Raw genomic sequence first — 17,026 nt, forward strand, 5'->3', positions numbered from 1 at the left:
CCAGTTCCTCACCCGAGCTGGGGCCCTAGAGCCTGAGCGCATCCGCGGCGTCGAAACCGGTGGCTGCCCCCACACCGCCATCCGCGAGGACTGTTCGATCAACCGGGCGGCGGTGGCCGAGCTGGAGGCGGCCTTCCCCGATCTGGATCTGGTGCTGGTGGAGAGCGGCGGTGACAACCTGGCCGCCAGCTTCAGCCCCGAGCTCGTGGACCTCTGCATTTATGTAATCGATGTGGCCGCCGGCGACAAAATCCCTCGCAAGGGCGGCCCGGGTATCACCCGCTCCGATCTGCTGGTGATCAACAAGATCGATCTGGCTCCCATGGTGGGAGCCAGCCTCGAGGTGATGGCAGCCGACACCGAACGCATGCGTCCTGGGCGCCCTTGGTGCTTCACCAACATCCGCAGCGGCGAAGGACTGGAGGCGGTGGAAAACTTTTTGTGGGCCCAGCTGCCCTGATTTTTTTGGTAATGTGCTGAAGGGAAACGAGATCAGGTATCTTTCTTTCCCGGGTCCATTTACGGCGTGTTGATCTCTCCGGTGTCTGCCTTTCCCCGATATTTGCTGCGCCTGGTTGCTTCATCTGCCCTGCTTCTGAGTGCAGCGGGCTGTGGGGCTGGGGTTGCAACTGTTACCGTTCCGGTCACTAAATTCCCTGGCTATGAGTATTTTCCGCTGGCCCAAGACCGTAAAATAGATCAGCGTTTTGACTTAAAGCTTGACCTCAAAAACTATACGAATCCCCAAGATATTGTCCACGCTTACCTGCGGGGAGAGTTGAAGCTGGCCCAGCTGACTACCGTTGAAGCAGTCGACCTCTGTCAGCGGGCGCCGAAGCGTTGCCCAGTGGTGGTGCTGGTGCTGGATGAATCCAGGGGCGCCGATCAGGTGGTTGTTGACCGGTCTTTGAATTCTATTGCCCAGCTTCGCTCCCGCCCGGTGGCCATCACTCCGTCGACCCTGGGGCCTTTTGTGCTCAGCCGCGCTCTAGCCCTCAATGGTCTAGGCCTGGAGGATGTGGAACTGAGGCCGATGCCATTGGAGGCGATTCCGAAGGCTCTAGGCAGGGGTGAAGTTGCCGCGGCAGCCCTGTTCCCACCCTTTTCCGACCAAGCAATTGCTACAGGTAAGGTTCGCCCCCTATTCACTAGCCGTGAAATTCCTGGCCAGATTTTCGACATTCTGGTTGCTGATCCCGAGTTCCTTTCGGCCAATCGGCCTTTAGTGGCACGGCTTTTGAGGGTCTGGCAGGCTGCCCACAAGGAGGCGGCTGCCAACCCTGACGCCGCGATCGCCACCATGGCCCGTCGGGAGGGTGTAACCGAACGGGGATTCCGTGATTCGTTGAAGGGTTTGGTGTTTTTCTCTTTGGCCAACCAGGAGCCCCTCTTTGTGCAAGGCGGCGTTCTAGAGCGCAACCTCAGCACAGTCCGTGACGTGCAGGCCTATCTGGGTCTGGTGCCTACTGCATCACCACTCCCCCCGGTTGACGGCACGGTCCTGCGCCAGGCCCTGCAATCCGGGGGCTAGGTCGAGCTAGGCCAAGGTATCTGCGGCCGTGACACCATGGCGCCCCAGATTGCTTTTGCGGTGGTAGAGAGCTTGGTCGGCTTTTTCCATCAGCTGACGTTGACTGGTCCCCTGTTGAGGTATCCCACTGGCGACCCCAATGCTGGCCGTAACCCAGCTGGCAACTGGGCTGGATTCATGGTCGATGCAGGCGGAATCCAGGGCGTTAATAATGGCTTCCGCCAGTCGATAGGCTTCGGTCAACCCAGTTTCCGGCAGCAGAATAGCGAATTCCTCGCCACCTACACGGCAGACAAGGTCGGTGCTGCGAAGCACCTTGCTTTTTATCGCATCTGCAACTTTCCCGAGGCAGAGGTCTCCTTCAACATGCCCGTAGCTATCGTTGTAAAGCTTGAAATGGTCCACATCCAACATAAGTAAACTCAAGGGTTGGCCGCTACGCAGGCCCCGCTTCCACTCCTGGCTGAAAACCTCGTCGAAGCGGCGTCGGTTGCCTACTGAGGTGAGCCCATCCGTGTTGGCTAGGTCCCTGAGTTGTGCTGTCAGTGATAGGGATTCAGTGACCAATTTGTAGAAGCTGCCGCTGAGGCTAATGATTTCCCGGGGGGCTTTGCTGAAGCTGGGGCTTTGCAGGGTTGTGGCTATATTTTTATCAGGGTTCAGCATCAGCTCATCTAGCTGTAGCAACGGTTTAAGAATCCGATCGGCTGTGCGCCAGGCAAAGCTCAAGCCCACTACCCAGCCCAGCACAAGCCCAGCCATCCAGATGCCCATACCCAAAAGACGTGCTGAATATTGCTCTTTTTTAAGAGCATCAAGCTTTTGGGCTTTTTCGTTGTACAGATTTGCCAAGACTTCGCCGTGTCGCCGAATCTCACTAATTGTTCGGTCTTGAGTTGTTCGTTGTATCAATGTTAGGCTAAGTGGTTTGTTTTGTTTTTGCAGTTCTTTAACTTCAGCAGCCGTCTGTTCCAGGTTGCGTTGCACCTGGACTGAGAGCAGCCGGATAGCCTCTAGTTCCCGATGGAGTGCGTTGGTTCTAGATAGCCGGCTCAGGGTTGTGAGCTTTTCATCGAGGGCGGTGCGGAAGCTCTTGAGCTTCGTGATGTCATGGTTCAGCTCATCGCTTAGCGCGCTTGTCCCGCCTTGCACCATGTACTGAGCCGTGTGCGGCACAGACTGGAGCATCTCAAAGCTGAGGTGCCTTATGACATCAGACTCAAAGGCCACTTCACGGGCCTGGGCTCCGGCATTTTGGCTAACCCATTCGCTAAGGAACCACCCGCCTACAGTCGCCACAGAGACGATAGCAAGAGTAGTGACCTGGGTTGTAAACAGCCGCCTTCGGAGTCCCACGCCGTCGGCGATCTCAGTATCCGATGCTACTCGGTAGGAATCAAATTGTTTGGGGTTAGGCGAGTTGTGGGCGAATTCAGTTGGTGAGCATTTGCTGAGCAAGCCCTGAGACCATCTCGGCATTGTGTAATTGGTGTCGAGCGATACGGCGCCGGGGCTGATTGTTGCTGCTGTTTTGTGGGACTTTCTGGATTCCTTCGAGGTCGCAGGGCTTTTGCGAGATTCGTAGCAACCACTACAGGGCCAACGTGTGACAACTGGATACCTTCCACTGACCGCTAAACAGCAGCGGGACATTCAGCGGTTTCCCGTAGGAGTTTTTATGAAGTCTTCCCTGATGCGCAAAACCACCATGCGTTATGTCGCTGGTGCGACGGCGATGGCAGCCAGCCTTTCGCTGGTGGCCTGCGGCGGCGGCGGCGAAAAAGCCTCTGGCGATTTTGACGGTGAAGTGAAGGTGGGGATCCTCCATTCCCGCTCCGGCACCATGGCCATCTCCGAAAACACGGTGGCGGAAGCCGAGTTGATGGCGATCGAGGAGATCAACGCCAAGGGCGGGATCACCATCGATGGCAAGAAGCTGAAGATTGTTCCCGTCGAAGAGGATGGTGCCTCTGACTGGCCCACCTTCGCTGAGAAAGCCAAAAAACTGATCGATCAGGATCAGGTGGCTGTGGTGTTTGGTGGCTGGACCTCAGCTAGCCGCAAGGCGATGCTGCCTGTGTTTGAGGCCAAGGATCACTTCCTCTTCTATCCGATCCAGTACGAAGGTCAGGAGTGCTCCCAGAACATCTTCTACACCGGTGCCACCCCCAACCAACAGGCTGAGCCGGCTGTCTCTTGGCTGCTCAAGAACAAGGGCAAGGACTTTTTCCTAGTGGGCTCCGATTACGTGTATCCGCGCACCGCGAACACGATCATGAAGGAGCAGCTCAAGGTTGAGGGCGGCAATCTGGTGGGTGAGGACTACCTGCCGCTTGGCAACACCGAGGTGGCTCCGATCATTGCCAAGATCAAGCAGGCCCTGCCCAAGGGTGGCGTGATCGTCAACACCCTGAACGGTGACAGCAACGTCGCCTTCTTCAAGCAGATGAAGGCTGCTGGCATCACCCCTGCCAATGGCTACTCGATCATGAGCTTCTCAATTGCTGAGGAGGAGGTTGCGGCAATCGGCCCCGAATATCTGGAAGGCACCTATGCGGCCTGGAACTTCTTCCAGAGTCTCGATACCCCCGCTTCCAAGAAGTTCACTACTGATTTCAAGGCCAAGTACGGCGAGAATCGGGTCACCAACGACCCGGCTGAATCCGCCTACAACATGGTGTACCTCTGGGCCGCTGGGGCTGAGAAGGCCAACAGCGTTGACGACAACGCAGTGCGTAAGGCGCTAATCGGTGTGACTTTCGATGCCCCCCAGGGCAAGATCGAGGTGCAGCCCAATCACCACACCACCGAGCTGGTGATGATTGGTGAGGTCCAAAAGGACGGCATGTTCAAGATCATCGAGAACAAGGGAGTTCTCAAGCCGATTGCCTGGAACCAGTTTGTTCCCGAAACCAAGGGTTACACCTGCGATTGGACCCAGGATCGTCCTGACGCTGGCAAGTTCAAGATGTGAGCCTTCAGCTTTCCTGTTGACTTCAGGTCGGGGGAGCTTAGCTCCCCCTTTTCACTTCGTTTTTATTTTTCTTTCCCTTGCCGAGCCCTGTTGGGCGCCATGGATCTTCTTTACGACACACTCTTCAATGGCTTAGCCATCGGTTCGGTGCTGGTGCTGGCCGCCCTTGGCTTGGCCGTAGTCTTTGGCTTGATGGGGGTCATCAACATGGCCCACGGCGAGTTGATGATGCTCGGGGCTTACACCACCTTCGTGGTGCAAAACCTATTTAAAAATGGCCCTCTGGAGGGTCTTTTCCCTATCTACATTTTGGTGGCGATACCGCTTGCTTTTTTAGTGAGTGGTTTAGCTGGCTTGCTGCTGGAAAAAACCGTGATTCGGCGCCTATATGGCAGGCCGTTGGAAACTCTCTTGGCAACCTGGGGGGTAAGCCTGATTTTGCAGCAATTTGTGCGCTCGGTGAGCAGTGCCTTTGTTGTGGGCCTTGTGGTGGCCGTGGCTCTGGGGCTGGTAGCACCACGGCTGTGGCCCAGCTCCTGGGCTCAACGGCGCTGGACCCCATTGCTTGCAGTGGCTAGCTGGGTAATTTCCGGCCTAATTGGCATCATCTTGGCTACCGGGCTAGGTGGCGTTCGGGTGCTGGATCAGCCCTGGTTTAGCGCTCGTAACCTAGACGTCACTGCTCCCCTCTGGTTGCGGGGTTCGGTTGATTTTGGCGGTGTCAATATGCCAACGGCACGCCTGTTCATTGTTGCTCTTACGGCGATTGCCCTGGTGGCGGTGCATTGGTTCCTTCAGAAGAGCGTCTGGGGGATTCGCATCCGGGCCGTTACCCAAAACCGCTCGATGAGCGACTGCCTGGGGATTCCTACCGAAACCGTCGATGCGCTCACCTTTTTGGTGGGATCGGGCTTGGCTGGAGTGGCTGGAGTGGCTGTGACTTTGCTTGGCTCGGTGGGCCCAAACCTCGGCGGTAACTACATCGTTGACTGCTTCATGGTGGTGGTTTTGGGTGGGGTTGGCAAACTTCTCGGCACGGTTGTAGCGGCCCTGGGTATTGGAGTTCTCAGCTATGTGATCGGCTCCGGCTCCCTACTGCTGCTCTGGCCAGCTATGCCAGCCGGGCTAAATGAGCTGATCACATTTTTTGCCACCACCTCGATGGCAAAGGTGCTCGTGTTTGCTCTGATCGTCCTGTTCCTGCAGTTCAGGCCCGCTGGCCTGTTCCCGCAGAAGGGACGGCTGGTGGAGGCCTGAGCCATGGCGAAATTGCGCACCTGGTTGCCGTGGCTGCTGCTTGTGGCAGCAGCGTTGATCTTGCCGGCGATCTTGCCGCCGTTCCGGCTCAACCTGCTGGGGCGGTTTTTGTCCCTGGGAATCGTAGCCCTGGGTATAGATCTGATCTGGGGTTTTACTGGCATGCTGAGCCTGGGTCAGGGCATCTTCTTTGCCCTAGGTGGCTATGCCATTGGCATGCATTTGCAGCTCTTATCTCTGGCGCCTGGGGAGTTGCCTGAGTTTTTCGGGCTTTATGGAGTTAAGCAACTCCCTGTTTTTTGGCAGCCATTTCAGTCTTTTGTGTTTACGGGCTTGTGTATTTGGGTGTTGCCTGCCTTGGTGGCTGGTGTGCTTGGTTATTTAGTTTTTCGCAACCGCATCAAGGGGGTCTACTTTTCGATTCTTACCCAGGCGGCCCTGCTGGTCTTTTTCAACTTTTTTAATGGCCAGCAAAAGCTGATTAATGGCACCAATGGCCTCAAAACTGATACCGCCCGGATCTTTGGGGAGCTGGTGGGCAGTGATGCCATGCAGCGCAACCTTTTCTGGCTCACTGTGGTGTTGGTGATGGCTGCGTGGTTGCTCTGCCGCTGGCTCACCCGTGGTCGCTTCGGCGATGCCTTGATCGCCATCCGCGATGACGAGCCGCGCTTGCGCTTCACCGGCTACAACCCCACGGCTTACAAAACCCTGGTGTTTGCCATTGCCGGTGCCATGGCTGGCGTTAGCGGTGCCCTCTACACCGTGCAGTCCGGCATTGTGTCGCCCCAATACATGGCAGTACCTTTCTCTATTGAGATGGTGATCTGGGTGGCGGTGGGGGGCCGCGGCACCTTGATCGGAGCCGTGCTTGGTGCCGTTCTGATCAACTACGCCAAGAGCCTGGTGAGTGAACAACTGCCGGAAACCTGGCTGTTTATCCAGGGTGGTTTGTTCCTATTGGTGGTCACGGCGCTGCCTGATGGCTTGGTGGGCTGGTGGCGTCAGGGTGGCCCGCGCCATATCCAGGCCATGGTTGGCTGGCCAGCATTGGCGCCCACTTATCCAGGCTTGGATCTCGACCCCGCGGCGCAGGCGGAGCGCCAGGCCTTTAGGTCCGATCTGCCTCCCGGAGGTGCCCCATGACTTCGTCTACTGCCGCCCCTTTGGTCGCCCCGTTGCTGGAGCTACGCGGTGTCAGCGTCAGCTTCGATGGTTTTTGGGCCCTCAACGATCTCAACCTCTCCCTGGCACCCGGCGAGCTGCGGGCTGTGATCGGCCCGAATGGTGCGGGCAAAACCACCTTCCTTGATGTGATCACAGGCAAGGTGCGCCCCACCAAAGGCGACGTGGTGTTTCGGGGGCGCTCGTTGCTAGGCATCGCTGAGCACCGCATCGCTCGGCTGGGGATTGGTCGCAAATTTCAGACCCCGCGCGTCTACCAAAACCTCAGCCCTCGCCGCAATCTTGAGCTGGCTGTTAAGGGCAGCCACTCACCCTTCAAGCTGCTATTTGGCAGCCTCGATAGCCGTCAGCGCCAGCGGGTCCAAGAGTTGCTGGCGGTGGTTGGCCTCGAGGTGCATGCCTCCCGGCGGGCCGGCAGCCTTTCCCACGGGCAGAAGCAGTGGCTTGAGATCGCCATGTTGCTGGCCCAAGACCCTTATGTGCTGCTGGTGGATGAGCCGGTGGCCGGCCTTTCCGAGGAGGAGACCGAGCGCACCGGTGCTTTGCTGCGCAGCCTTGCGGGCGACCACACCGTGCTGGTGATCGAACACGACATGGATTTCATTCGAGAGCTCGATTGCCCTGTAACCGTGCTGCATGAGGGTCACGTGCTCTGTGAGGGCACGATGGAGAAGGTGCAGAGCGATCCCCGCGTGATCGAGGTTTATCTCGGTGTTGAGGACGACGTATGACTGCTTCTGCCACCATGACAACCCCACCCCAGGGCGAGGCCAGCCGCTTGCTAAGCGTGCGCGGGCTCAACGTCTATTACGGGGAGAGCCATATTCTCCGCAACGTCGATCTATCGGTCGCGCCAGGTCAGATGGCCTGCCTGATCGGGCTCAATGGAGTTGGCAAAACCACCCTGCTCAAGTCGATCATCGGCCTGGTGCCCCAGCGCAGCGGTTGCATTGAGCTGGCAGGCAGCGACTGCGGCGGCCTGGCCCCCCACCGCCGCGCCGGGGCGGGCATTGGCTATGTGCCCCAAGGGCGGGAAATCATTCCCCAGCTCAGCGTGCGCGAAAACCTGCTGCTGGGTCTGGAAGCCCTGCCGGGGGGTATGGGTCGCCATCGCCATATCGACCCGCTGGTGTTTGAGCTATTCCCTGTGCTGGAGAAGTTTCTGGCTCGCCGTGGCGGCGACCTCTCCGGTGGTCAACAGCAGCAGCTGGCCATCGCCCGGGCCCTGCTTGGCAAGCCCCGTCTGCTGCTGCTCGATGAACCCACGGAGGGCATTCAGCCCTCGGTGGTGCTCGACATCCAGCGGGCCGTGAGCCGCATCATTCGAGAGACTGGCATCTCGGTGTTGCTGGTGGAGCATCACGCCAGTTTTGTGCGCCAATCCGACTGTTATTACGCCATGCAGAAGGGCGGCATCGTGGCCAGTGGCGCCACGGCCGATCTCAGCTCGGAGATGATCCAGCGCTTCTTGAGCGTTTGAGGCTAAAAATAAGCTGATCAAAGTCAGCTAGAAATTCGATGCGCCCTTCCCTTGTGGCGGTCTTCGCGGCCGGTATGTGCAGCACCACCCTGGTTGCCGGTTTGGCTCCAGTTCAGGCCCAAACCTGCCAGTTCCTAGCGCCAGTGGGTGGCGATGGCACCACCAACGTCGTCACCAAAACGATTGGTGCAGGCAATCCCTTTGGCCGCCCCAACTGGAACACCGATTTCTTCGTCACTCAGCCCTACGGCAGCTACAAGTTCTTCTTCACCGCCAACTCCTCGGTGAGTGCCACCTACCCCATCCAGGGCTATCTCAAGTTCACTGACGGTTCCAGCTTGCAGGTGATAAATGAGTCGTTTGCACCCCAGATGGGTACCGGCCGCATGTGGGGCCCCTTCCCCGCCATTTCCGGCAAAACCGTGAGCCAGCTCAACTTCAAGATTGGTGCCAGCGCAGACCAGGCGGCCACTGGTTTCACCTATCGCATTTCCACCATGGGTTGCAACTGAGGTAGGCGGGAGCTGGTGGCGATCGGAAATACCACCAGGGCCCAGATAGCTAGCGCAGCCAGCTGGGCTAATAGGCCCAGCGGCACGCAGGTGATGGCCACGATGCCGCCGAGGTACAGAAACCACCAAAGTCCATGGCGTAGGTGCTGGCGATCGGCCAGGGCAAACAGCCCGGTCGGCACCAGCACGATCAGGCTGGCTCCTCGCAGCGAGCTGGTGCCGCACCAGCTGATCGCCCAGGTGGCCAGCACGAAGGCTGAGCTGCACCAGACACCGGCCCAGGGCAATCGGTAGGCCCGCTGGGCATCGGGCAACTGCCGGCGCAGGGCTACCAGGCTTACCGGGCCCATGGCCAGGGCGATCACCAAGGTGGCGGTGAGGAAGCTCACCACGGTTTGCCAGCTGGGGCCGCTGAGCAGCATCAACACCCCCATCGCCAGGCTCACTAATAGGGCGACTGAGGGCACCGCCTGGCGGTTGAGCCGCCCAAAGCTGCTGGGCAGCAGCCCGCAGCGCCCCATCATCCAGCTCACCCGCGCCGAGGCGCCCATGTAGGCCATGGCCGTGGCGCTCGGGGAGATCACCGCATCTAGCAGCAGCAACCGCGCCACCCAGCCCAGGCCCAGGCCCATGGCCAGGGCCACCAGGGGTCCGCCGTGGGCGGTGAGCTCAAGCCGGGCCCAGCCGCCAGCCAGCTGGTCGGGGGGGATGGATACCAGGAAGGCCAGCTGCAGGATTAGGTAGATGCCAAGGGAGATGGCCAGACCAAGGGCCATGGCCAGGGGCACGGTGCGCTGGGGACGGCGGGTTTCGCCGGCCAGATCCATGGCGGTGCGAAAGCCCAGCAGCGAAAACAAAATCCCGCCGCTGCTGATTGCCGTCACCATGCCCTGCAGGGTTTCGCCCGGGGGTAGGCGACTGGCGGCGAGATTGCTCCAGTGGCCCGAAGCCAGCATCAGCGTGACCGAGATCACCAGGGGTACGGCCAGTTTCCAGGCGGTGAGCCCGTCGATCCAGCGGGCTAGCCAGCCCACCCCTGACAGGTTGATCCAGGCCAGCAATGCCAGCAGGGCCGTGGCCAGGGCTAGGCCCGGACCGCTGAGCACCTGGCCGCTGCCCCCATCGGCCGTCAGCCAGGGGAAGCTGCTGGCCAGGTATTGCATCACCGCCAGCACCTCGATGGTGGGCAGGGCCAGGTAGGCGATCCAGGCGCTCCAGCCGCCGATGAAGCCGGCGGTGCGGCCGTGACTGAGCAGGGGGATCTGGGCCAGGGCGCCGGAACTGCTCACCAGGGAGCCCAGTTCGGCAAATACCAGGGCCAGGCTGAAGGCAAACATTCCGCCCAGTAGCCAGGCGCCGAGGGCTGCTGGGCCGGCACTGCGGGCGGCGTAAAAGGGGGCAAACAGCCAGCCTGAGCCGATAGTGCTCGTCACCACGGCCAGGGTGAGGCTGCGCAGCCCCAGCTGGCGAGAGAGTTCGGAGGTGGTCATCGCCGGGTCATGGGCTGGCCTGCAGGAGCTGTCGCCAGAACGTCTCCGCCTCCTGGCTGCCGCCGCCAGATGGAGCGGGGTTGGTTATCGGCAGGGCGCCCAGGTGGCTGATCGGCCGGCAGCCCAGGCTGTTGATCAACCAGGCCGCCTCGCAGCTGGCTAGATCTTGCTCGTTGACCGGGGCTTCAGTGATCAGGCCCCGATCCAGACTCCGCTGCCGCATCACCCCCGGCAGGCAGCCGCTGCTTAGGGGCGGGGTGATCCAGGAGCCCCCGCGGCACACCAGCAGGTTGGCGCTGGTGCCGCAGCAGAGGCCGCCGGCGGAGCTGGCCAGCAGGGCGTCGTCGGCGCCCGCCTCCAGGGCCTGGCGGCGGGCCTGGATCGAGGCCCCGTAGGCGAAGCTCTTGCAGCGGCTCAGCAGGCTGGTGGCGCTGCGGGTTTCAGTGGCACTAACGATCACTCGCACCGGCTCGAAACACGGTTTGACGGCACTGAGCTGCAGCCAGAAGCTGGGGCTGCAGTTGCTGGGCGGGTCGATGCCCCGTGCACCGCTGCCGCGGCTCCAGTTGAGTCGCAGGGCGCCGCTGCTGCCCAGGGCCGTGCCGATGCCGCTGCGCTCGATCGCTGCGGCGATCAGGGGCTGCACGGTCGCCGTTCCTGGCGGTGGCGGTAGCCCCAGCAGCGCCGCCGAGCTCTGCCAGCGGCCCAGGTGTTCCTCCAGCAGCCAGGCGTGACCTGCCTCCACCAGCAGGGTTTCAAACAGGCCATCGGCCAGCAGCAGGCCCCGATCGCTGATCGGCAGGGTCAGGGTCTGGGGCGTCCCCCAGCGCCCCTGCCCCGAGCCGTCGCCCAGCCAGGCGATCGGGGCGCTCATGCCAGGGCCTCCAGCAGCGGCTGCAGTTTCCAGCCCAACTCCTCGGCTTCGGCGGCGGGGTCGGAGTCGGCCACGATGCCGCAGCCGGCGTGGGCCCGTAGGCGCTGGCCGCGCAGCAGCAGCGAGCGGATCAGGATGTTGCTGTCGAACTGGCCGTCGCTGCCAATCCTAAATAGGGAGCCGCAGTAGGGCCCCCGGGGCACCGGCTCGAGGCCATGCAGGCGCTGGCAGGCGCGGATCTTGGGTGCGCCGGTGATCGAACCGCCTGGCCAGCAGGCCCGCAGCAGGTCAATCGTGTCGAATCCCGGCTCCAGCTGGCCCCGCACCACGGAGGTGAGGTGGTGCACTTGGCGGTAGCTCTCCAGCCCTACCAGCTGGGACACCTGGATCGAGCCTGGCTTGCACACCCGGCCCAGGTCGTTGCGCAGTATGTCGACGATCATCACGTTCTCGGCCCGGTCCTTGGGGCTGGTCACCAGGTCGGCGGCGGCGTCGGCATCGGCGTCGGCATCGCCATGGCGCGGCCGGGTGCCCTTGATCGGCCTGGTTTCCACCTGCCCGCTCTCCCCCACCCGCAGGAACCGCTCCGGCGAGGCCGACAGCACCGCCTCCCCCGCCGCCGCCCCGCCGGCGATCGCCAGGCCAGCAAAGGGGGCGGCGCATAGCTCGCGCAGGCGGCCGTAAAGGCCAAGGGGATCGGCGGGGCTCGTTAAGGAGTGCTCGCAGCAGGCGGTGAGATTGGCTTGGAAAAGATCGCCGGCGGCGATCCAGGCCAACACTTGCTCCACCTGGGCGGCAAAGCGCTCCGGTGGGGTGTGCCAGTGCCAGGAGGCTGGCGCGATCGCGGCCGGGGCTTGGCTCCCTGGCTCGGTGCCTAGATCAAGCCGCTCCAACAGGGCAGCGAAGCTGGTTAGCCGCGCTGGATCTTGACCCTCCAGCCACTGCTGCTGGCTGCCATGGTCAAACACCAGCACCGGGTCGTGGCGGGCGGCCCAGAGCAGGGCCATGTCGGGCGACTGCCAATGGGGTGCCGGCTCCACCCAGGCCCCGGCTTCGTAGCTGAGCCAGCCCATCCAATGGCCGCCGCCAGCGGCCAGATCGGCCAGCAGCGCAAAGGGATCACTGGCTCCGGTCTCCCCCGGTAGGCCGCGGCAGATGCGCTGCTCCAGGGGCGCCAGGCCGAGGCGGCTGCAGGGGCCCTGGGCGCTGCCATCGCTATCGAGCCACACCAGACCTTCCCTCCCCAGCTCGGCCGCCAGGGCTTGCACCAGGGGCCAGGGATCCCGCCAGGGCAGGGGGTGATGCAGGATCTCGCGGTGGCGGGGCGGGCTCATACCCCGGCTGCCAGCAGGGCGGCATCGCGGATGCGGCAGCTGTCGCACACGCCGCAGGGCTGCTTGCCGCCCTCGTAGCAGCTCCAGGTGCGCTCGATCGGCACTCCGAGCCGCCGGGCCTCTTGCACGATCCGGGTTTTGCTCCAGGTCACCAGGGGTGCCCAGAGCTGGGCGGCGTGGCCTTCGCGGCCGGCCTTGCTCGCCAGCTCAGCCAGGGTCTGGAAGGCTTCGAGGTAGTCGGGACGGCAGTCGGGGTAGCCGGAGTAGTCGACAGCATTCACGCCCAGCACCAGCTTCTGGGCGCCGCGGGCCTCAGCCAGGCTCAGCGCCAGGGCGATGAACACGGTGTTGCGTCCCGGCACATAGGTGCTCGGGATCACGCCCGCCTCAACCCCGGCGCTGGGCACGGCGATGGCGGTGTCGGTGAGGGCGGAGCCACCCCAGGCGGCCAGGTTGACGGCGATGGTGTGGTGTTCAGCCAGCCCCAGGAGCGGTGCCAGTTCGGCCGCGGCTTGCAGTTCGCGGCGATGGCGCTGGCCGTAATCAAGCGACAGCCCGATCACCTGATAACCGGCTTCGATTGCCAGGGCCGCGGCGGTAGCTGAATCCAGGCCGCCGGAGAGCAGGGCGATGGCGAGGGGTGGGGCGGGCATGGTTGCGGCAGACACGGCTACTGGGCTGGCGATGGCGTTGAGGCACTTGTACAGAAGTACATCTTCCCCAATGCCAGCGCCGCTTGCGGCCGCCACGATGGCCATAACAGCGCATTTGTGGATATGAATTTCGCCAGGGGCATCAAGAACGCGGCGCTTGTTTTGCTGCTCGCAGCGGCGCCCGTCTCGGCGGTTCCGCGGCTGGATCTTTCCAGTTACCCGAAAGTCGCTGCCGGCGACCGGCGCTGGGTGATTCAGCTGCCGGGGGTGCTGCCCCTCAACCCCGATTCCACCATGTCGGCAAACTCCGCCGACTGGCGAGTGCAGTTGTTGGTGGGACAGATGGTGCAACTGGATTGCAATCGCCAGATGTTCGGCGGCAAGCTCCGCGCCGTGAAACCCGCCCAGAAGGGTGGCCCGGTGATCTATCGGGTCACGGATGTGGGGCAGTTGGCCTCCACCCGCATGGCCTGTCCGGCGGACCAGCCGAGGCGCCTCGGCTTTGTGCCGATGGCCGGTAAGGCGTTTGTGGTGCCCTACAACGCCAGCCGCCCGATCGTGGTCGATGCCCCTCGGCCGCTGGAGCTGCGCTGGCGGCTGTGGAAGGCGGAAAGCCAGGAGCGCCCGGCGCAGCTGCAGTGATCAGCGCAATCCCAGCAACTTGTGGCTCTGCAGGCTGAGCCGCCATTGGGGGTTGCGGCGCACGTAATCGATCGCCAGGGCCTGGCCGGCTGGGGAGTCCCAGCCTGGTTGCAGCAGCAGCTCGGGGCCAGGACTCCCGCCGCGCGCCTCCCGGGCTTGGACGGCCATGGCTGCGGCAAAGGCCAGATCGGCGGCCTCGTGCACCACCACCTTGAGCTCCTGGCAGGCGGCAAGCAGCTCGGTGCTGGGAGGGCGGTGGCGCTTAGGCGAAAGGGTGATCCAGGCGAAGCGGCCGCTGAGCTCATCCACGCCGCTGGTTTCCAGGTGCAGGGGCAGGCCCGAGGGCTCCAGGGCCTCGCAGAGCAAGCCCAGGTTGTGATGCAGCGGTTCACCGCCGGTGATCACAACAAAAGCGGCACCGGCTTCGGCGGCGGCCTCGGCTTCGCCAGCCAGCTCAGCCAGGGGGCGCTGGGGGTGCAGATCGGCAGGCCAGGAGTGTTTGGTGTCGCACCAGGGGCAGGCCACCGCGCAGCCCCCCAGGCGGATGAAGAAAGCGCTGCGGCCGGAGTGCAGGCCTTCACCCTGGAGAGAGCGGAAGGTTTCCACTACTGGCAGGGCAGTTGCTGGCAGCGAATCGGCGGCCAGGGGCTGGGGCACCGGGCTGAGGAGAATGGAATTGCTAGATTGGTCTAACGCTTGGCGTCCCGTTTGGTTTGGAGTGCTTGCGTGCAGGCAAGCCCGGGCTAATGGAGTTTTATTTGCATCTGCTTGCATTCAGGACTGGACAGCACGGGGCAAATCCATCAAATTATATTGATAAAATGATTGACATGTGTTGGAGGAATTTGAGCGATTGCGCAAATTTGTTCAAATGTTTTATTCTTTGTAAATCTCTCAAAGACAGGCTTATTTATGTCGGTTGAGTCTCAAGAGAGTCTCGCGGTTTCATTCGAAGACTTGGCCCGTCTCGGTTTGCTTGAGCCCTATGTGCGAGCCAATCTGCTGGCCTTTGCGGCTAGCGATGTTGCACTAAGCGATGAGCAAATAGATGCGGCCAGGCAGGCTTTTTGTCGTCAGCACCAAATCCGCGACGCCGAGGCCCTCAAGGCTTGGGCGATAGCTCGCATGCTCAGCCCTGCTGCCCTCGAGGCGCAGATGCGACAGCCCCTGCAGCTGCAGCTTCTATGCCATCGCGATTTCTCCGCCAAGGCGGAAGCTCGCTTTCTGCAGCGCAAGAATCAACTAGATCGCGTTGTCTACAGCCTGCTGCGCCTCCGCGATGGTGGTCTCGCCCGCGAGCTTTACTTGCGCATTGATGACGGCGATGCCAACTTCGCCGATTTAGCCGCTCGCTACGCGGAAGGACCTGAGCAGGCAACCCGCGGCATTGTCGGCCCGGTGCCCCTCACCCAAGCCCACCCTGCTTTGGTAGATCGACTGCGCACCGCTCCCCCTGGCGTAGTGCTCGAGCCCTTCCAAATCGAATCCTGGTGGCTGGTGGTGCGGCTCGAAAGCCTCACTTCCGCCACCTTCGACGAGGCCACCGCCGCCCGCATGGCTCAAGAGCTGTTCGAGCAGTGGATCTCAGAGCAAGTTGAACGACGTCTTGCCGATCTGCGACCCCTGATGGAGTTGGCCGTGTCCGGCGATGCGGGCCAGAACGCCAGCCCAGGCTCATCATGAATGCCATGGACGATTCCGCCCCTTTGCAGCTGCCCGCCCATCCCGCCTTTGCCGGGTTGTCGCACGCCAACGCCGAGCGTTTGCAGCAGCAGCTCAGCCTGCGTCGGTTTGCTGTTGGTGATCCCCTTTGCCTTGGGGGCTTGATTCCCTCTGAGATCCTGCTGATCCAATCCGGCACAGCTCGCTTGCTGGTGCGGGACCAGGGCCGCTTGCGCACCGCAGAAAAGCTGGGACCGGGCAGCTTTGTGGGCCTGGCCTCCCTGTTGCGAGCTGCTCCCTGTGAGGAGGTGAGCGCGGGCTCTGAAGTGGAGGCCCTGGTGCTGGCCGATTCCATGATCCTGGAGCTGCTGACCAGCGAACCCTCCTTCGCCCAGTGGTGTAGCTCCCATCTATTCACCGCTGAACTAGCAGCCCTACTGGCCCTGCTGCTTGAGCAGCACCCCCAGGCAGGCACTTCGCTCCAGGAGTTGCTGGATCAGGCCCGCCCCCAGGCCCGACTGGTTCCGCCTGAGCCTGCGGTCCTAGCCGCCCTGCCGATTGAGTTCAGCTTGCTGGCCGCTAGCCACAACCTGATCGATCACCCCCTCGGGGCAGCGATTAATCCCCGCCAGGGTGTGCCTGCCGCCTCCCCACCACTAGCGCCACGCCTGATCGCCCTGCCTGCGGAGCTGCTGGCGCCGGTAGCTCCAGTGCTGGAAGCCGAGCTAATGCCGGAGGGCTCTGGCAGCTCCGGCCAACCTGGCGGCTCCAATCCGCCTTTGGCTTCAGCCCTTGATCTAGGCCAGCGGGATCGTACGGCCCTGCAGCTACTGCGCGGCAATGGTCCCCTTGAGGAAACCCTCGCCTGTTTCCAGATGTTGGCGGCGGAGCTCAAGCTGCCCTTCCGCCGCGACGCTATCGAGAAGATCTTGCGCGATGTGTTGCGCCGCGGCCAGACGCCGGACCTGCAGCTCTGCGGCAATCTCGCCGCGATGATGGGTTTGCACGTAAGCGGCGTGCGGGTGCCTGCCAACCAGGGCACTCGCCTGCAGACCCCAGCCCTGATCCCCTGGCAGGGAGGTTTCGCTGTGGTTCGGGGCGCCAATGCCCGCGGTTTGCTGCTGGCCTCCCCGCGGCAGGGTTGGGTGGAGCTCTCCCCCGACCAGCTTCCCGAGGCCTTTCCCGATGGCATCGATGTGCTGCTGCTTGAGCGCAGTTCTGCCACCCCCGAGCAGCGCTTTGGTTTTGCCTGGTTCTGGCCAGCTCTGCAGCGTTACCGCGGCATCCTCACCCAGGTGCTGATCGCCTCCTTTGTGGTGCAGCTGTTCAGCCTGGCCAACCCCCTGCTGATTCAGGTGATCATCGACAAGGTGATCAACCAGCGCAGCCTCGATACCTTGCAGGTGCTGGGCTTTGCCCTGGTGGTGGTGAC

General features: G+C 62.3%; 17 protein-coding genes. 11 read left to right on the top strand and 6 right to left on the bottom strand.

The annotated features are described in order from the left end of the window. Nucleotides 1-460 (top strand): urease accessory protein UreG (gene ureG / locus KBY72_RS11775; RefSeq protein WP_254993666.1); only part of this gene is annotated, 460 nt, incomplete at its 5' end. 102 nt (nt 461-562) lie between these two features. Beyond that, on the top strand, nt 563-1,531 hold the full coding sequence (locus KBY72_RS11780) for an ABC transporter substrate-binding protein (protein ID WP_409995497.1): 969 nt from the start codon (nt 563-565) through the stop codon (nt 1,529-1,531). Nucleotides 1,532-1,537: 6 nt separating this feature from the next. On the opposite strand, the gene KBY72_RS14460 is transcribed toward KBY72_RS11780, so the two are convergent. Next, nucleotides 1,538-2,761: a GGDEF domain-containing protein gene (locus tag KBY72_RS14460; RefSeq protein ID WP_254962181.1), complete on the bottom strand. Its 1,224-nt coding sequence runs from the start codon at nt 2,759-2,761 to the stop codon at nt 1,538-1,540. A gap of 448 nt (nt 2,762-3,209) precedes the next feature. Here KBY72_RS14460 and urtA point away from each other — a divergent pair, with 448 nt between their 5' ends. From urtA to KBY72_RS11815, 6 genes are all read left to right on the top strand, one after another. After that, nucleotides 3,210-4,505 (top strand): urea ABC transporter substrate-binding protein, encoded by a 1,296-nt coding sequence (urtA, locus tag KBY72_RS11790; RefSeq protein ID WP_254993667.1) that lies wholly within the window; start codon nt 3,210-3,212, stop codon nt 4,503-4,505. Between the two features lie 99 nt (nt 4,506-4,604). After that, nucleotides 4,605-5,762, top strand: coding sequence for an ABC transporter permease (locus tag KBY72_RS11795; RefSeq protein WP_254962179.1), 1,158 nt, complete (start codon nt 4,605-4,607; stop codon nt 5,760-5,762). Nucleotides 5,763-5,765: 3 nt separating this feature from the next. After that, nucleotides 5,766-6,908 (top strand): urea ABC transporter permease subunit UrtC, encoded by a 1,143-nt coding sequence (gene urtC / locus KBY72_RS11800; RefSeq protein ID WP_254962178.1) that lies wholly within the window; start codon nt 5,766-5,768, stop codon nt 6,906-6,908. A gap of 20 nt (nt 6,909-6,928) precedes the next feature. Further along, a complete protein-coding gene (gene urtD, locus KBY72_RS11805) occupies nt 6,929-7,678 on the top strand; it encodes an urea ABC transporter ATP-binding protein UrtD (RefSeq protein WP_254962184.1) in 750 nt (249 codons plus the stop codon). Continuing rightward, nucleotides 7,675-8,427, top strand: coding sequence for an urea ABC transporter ATP-binding subunit UrtE (gene urtE / locus KBY72_RS11810; protein WP_254993669.1), 753 nt, complete (start codon nt 7,675-7,677; stop codon nt 8,425-8,427). The genes urtD and urtE overlap by 4 nt, the downstream gene beginning before the upstream one ends. Before the next feature lie 38 nt (nt 8,428-8,465). Beyond that, a complete protein-coding gene (locus KBY72_RS11815) occupies nt 8,466-8,939 on the top strand; it encodes a hypothetical protein (protein ID WP_254962176.1) in 474 nt (157 codons plus the stop codon). Here KBY72_RS11815 and KBY72_RS11820 read toward each other — a convergent pair. From KBY72_RS11820 to queC, 4 genes are read right to left on the bottom strand one after another with little or no spacing between them, the layout of a single operon-like run. After that, the gene (locus tag KBY72_RS11820) at nt 8,909-10,429 is read right to left on the bottom strand and encodes an APC family permease (protein WP_254993671.1); all 1,521 of its coding nucleotides are present in this window, start codon (nt 10,427-10,429) and stop codon (nt 8,909-8,911) included. The genes KBY72_RS11815 and KBY72_RS11820 overlap by 31 nt on opposite strands. Before the next feature lie 7 nt (nt 10,430-10,436). Next, complete coding sequence (locus KBY72_RS11825; protein WP_254993673.1) at nt 10,437-11,303, bottom strand: aminotransferase class IV; 867 nt, start codon at nt 11,301-11,303, stop codon at nt 10,437-10,439. Beyond that, nucleotides 11,300-12,637, bottom strand: a complete 1,338-nt coding sequence (locus KBY72_RS11830; RefSeq protein ID WP_254993674.1) for an anthranilate synthase component I family protein — start codon at nt 12,635-12,637, stop codon at nt 11,300-11,302. Before KBY72_RS11830 ends, KBY72_RS11825 begins: the two co-directional genes overlap by 4 nt. Continuing rightward, the gene (queC, locus tag KBY72_RS11835; RefSeq protein ID WP_254993680.1) at nt 12,634-13,290 is read right to left on the bottom strand and encodes a 7-cyano-7-deazaguanine synthase QueC; all 657 of its coding nucleotides are present in this window, start codon (nt 13,288-13,290) and stop codon (nt 12,634-12,636) included. The genes KBY72_RS11830 and queC overlap by 4 nt, the downstream gene beginning before the upstream one ends. A gap of 123 nt (nt 13,291-13,413) precedes the next feature. Between queC and KBY72_RS11840 the strand changes: the two genes are divergently transcribed. After that, nucleotides 13,414-13,932: an ecotin family protein gene (locus tag KBY72_RS11840; protein ID WP_254993675.1), complete on the top strand. Its 519-nt coding sequence runs from the start codon at nt 13,414-13,416 to the stop codon at nt 13,930-13,932. Here KBY72_RS11840 and KBY72_RS11845 read toward each other — a convergent pair whose 3' ends face one another. Then, on the bottom strand, nt 13,933-14,589 hold the full coding sequence (locus KBY72_RS11845) for a 7-carboxy-7-deazaguanine synthase QueE (RefSeq protein WP_254993676.1): 657 nt from the start codon (nt 14,587-14,589) through the stop codon (nt 13,933-13,935). 255 nt (nt 14,590-14,844) lie between these two features. Between KBY72_RS11845 and KBY72_RS11850 the strand changes: the two genes are divergently transcribed. Beyond that, nucleotides 14,845-15,615 (top strand): peptidylprolyl isomerase, encoded by a 771-nt coding sequence (locus KBY72_RS11850; protein ID WP_254993677.1) that lies wholly within the window; start codon nt 14,845-14,847, stop codon nt 15,613-15,615. A gap of 5 nt (nt 15,616-15,620) precedes the next feature. Next, nucleotides 15,621-17,026: cyclic nucleotide-binding domain-containing protein (locus KBY72_RS11855; protein WP_254993678.1), on the top strand; the 1,406-nt coding region annotated here is incomplete at its 3' end.

Origin of the sequence: Cyanobium sp. BA5m-21, assembly GCF_024346235.1 — a bacterium.
Taxonomy (GTDB): Bacteria; Cyanobacteriota; Cyanobacteriia; order PCC-6307; family Cyanobiaceae; genus Cyanobium_A; species Cyanobium_A usitatum.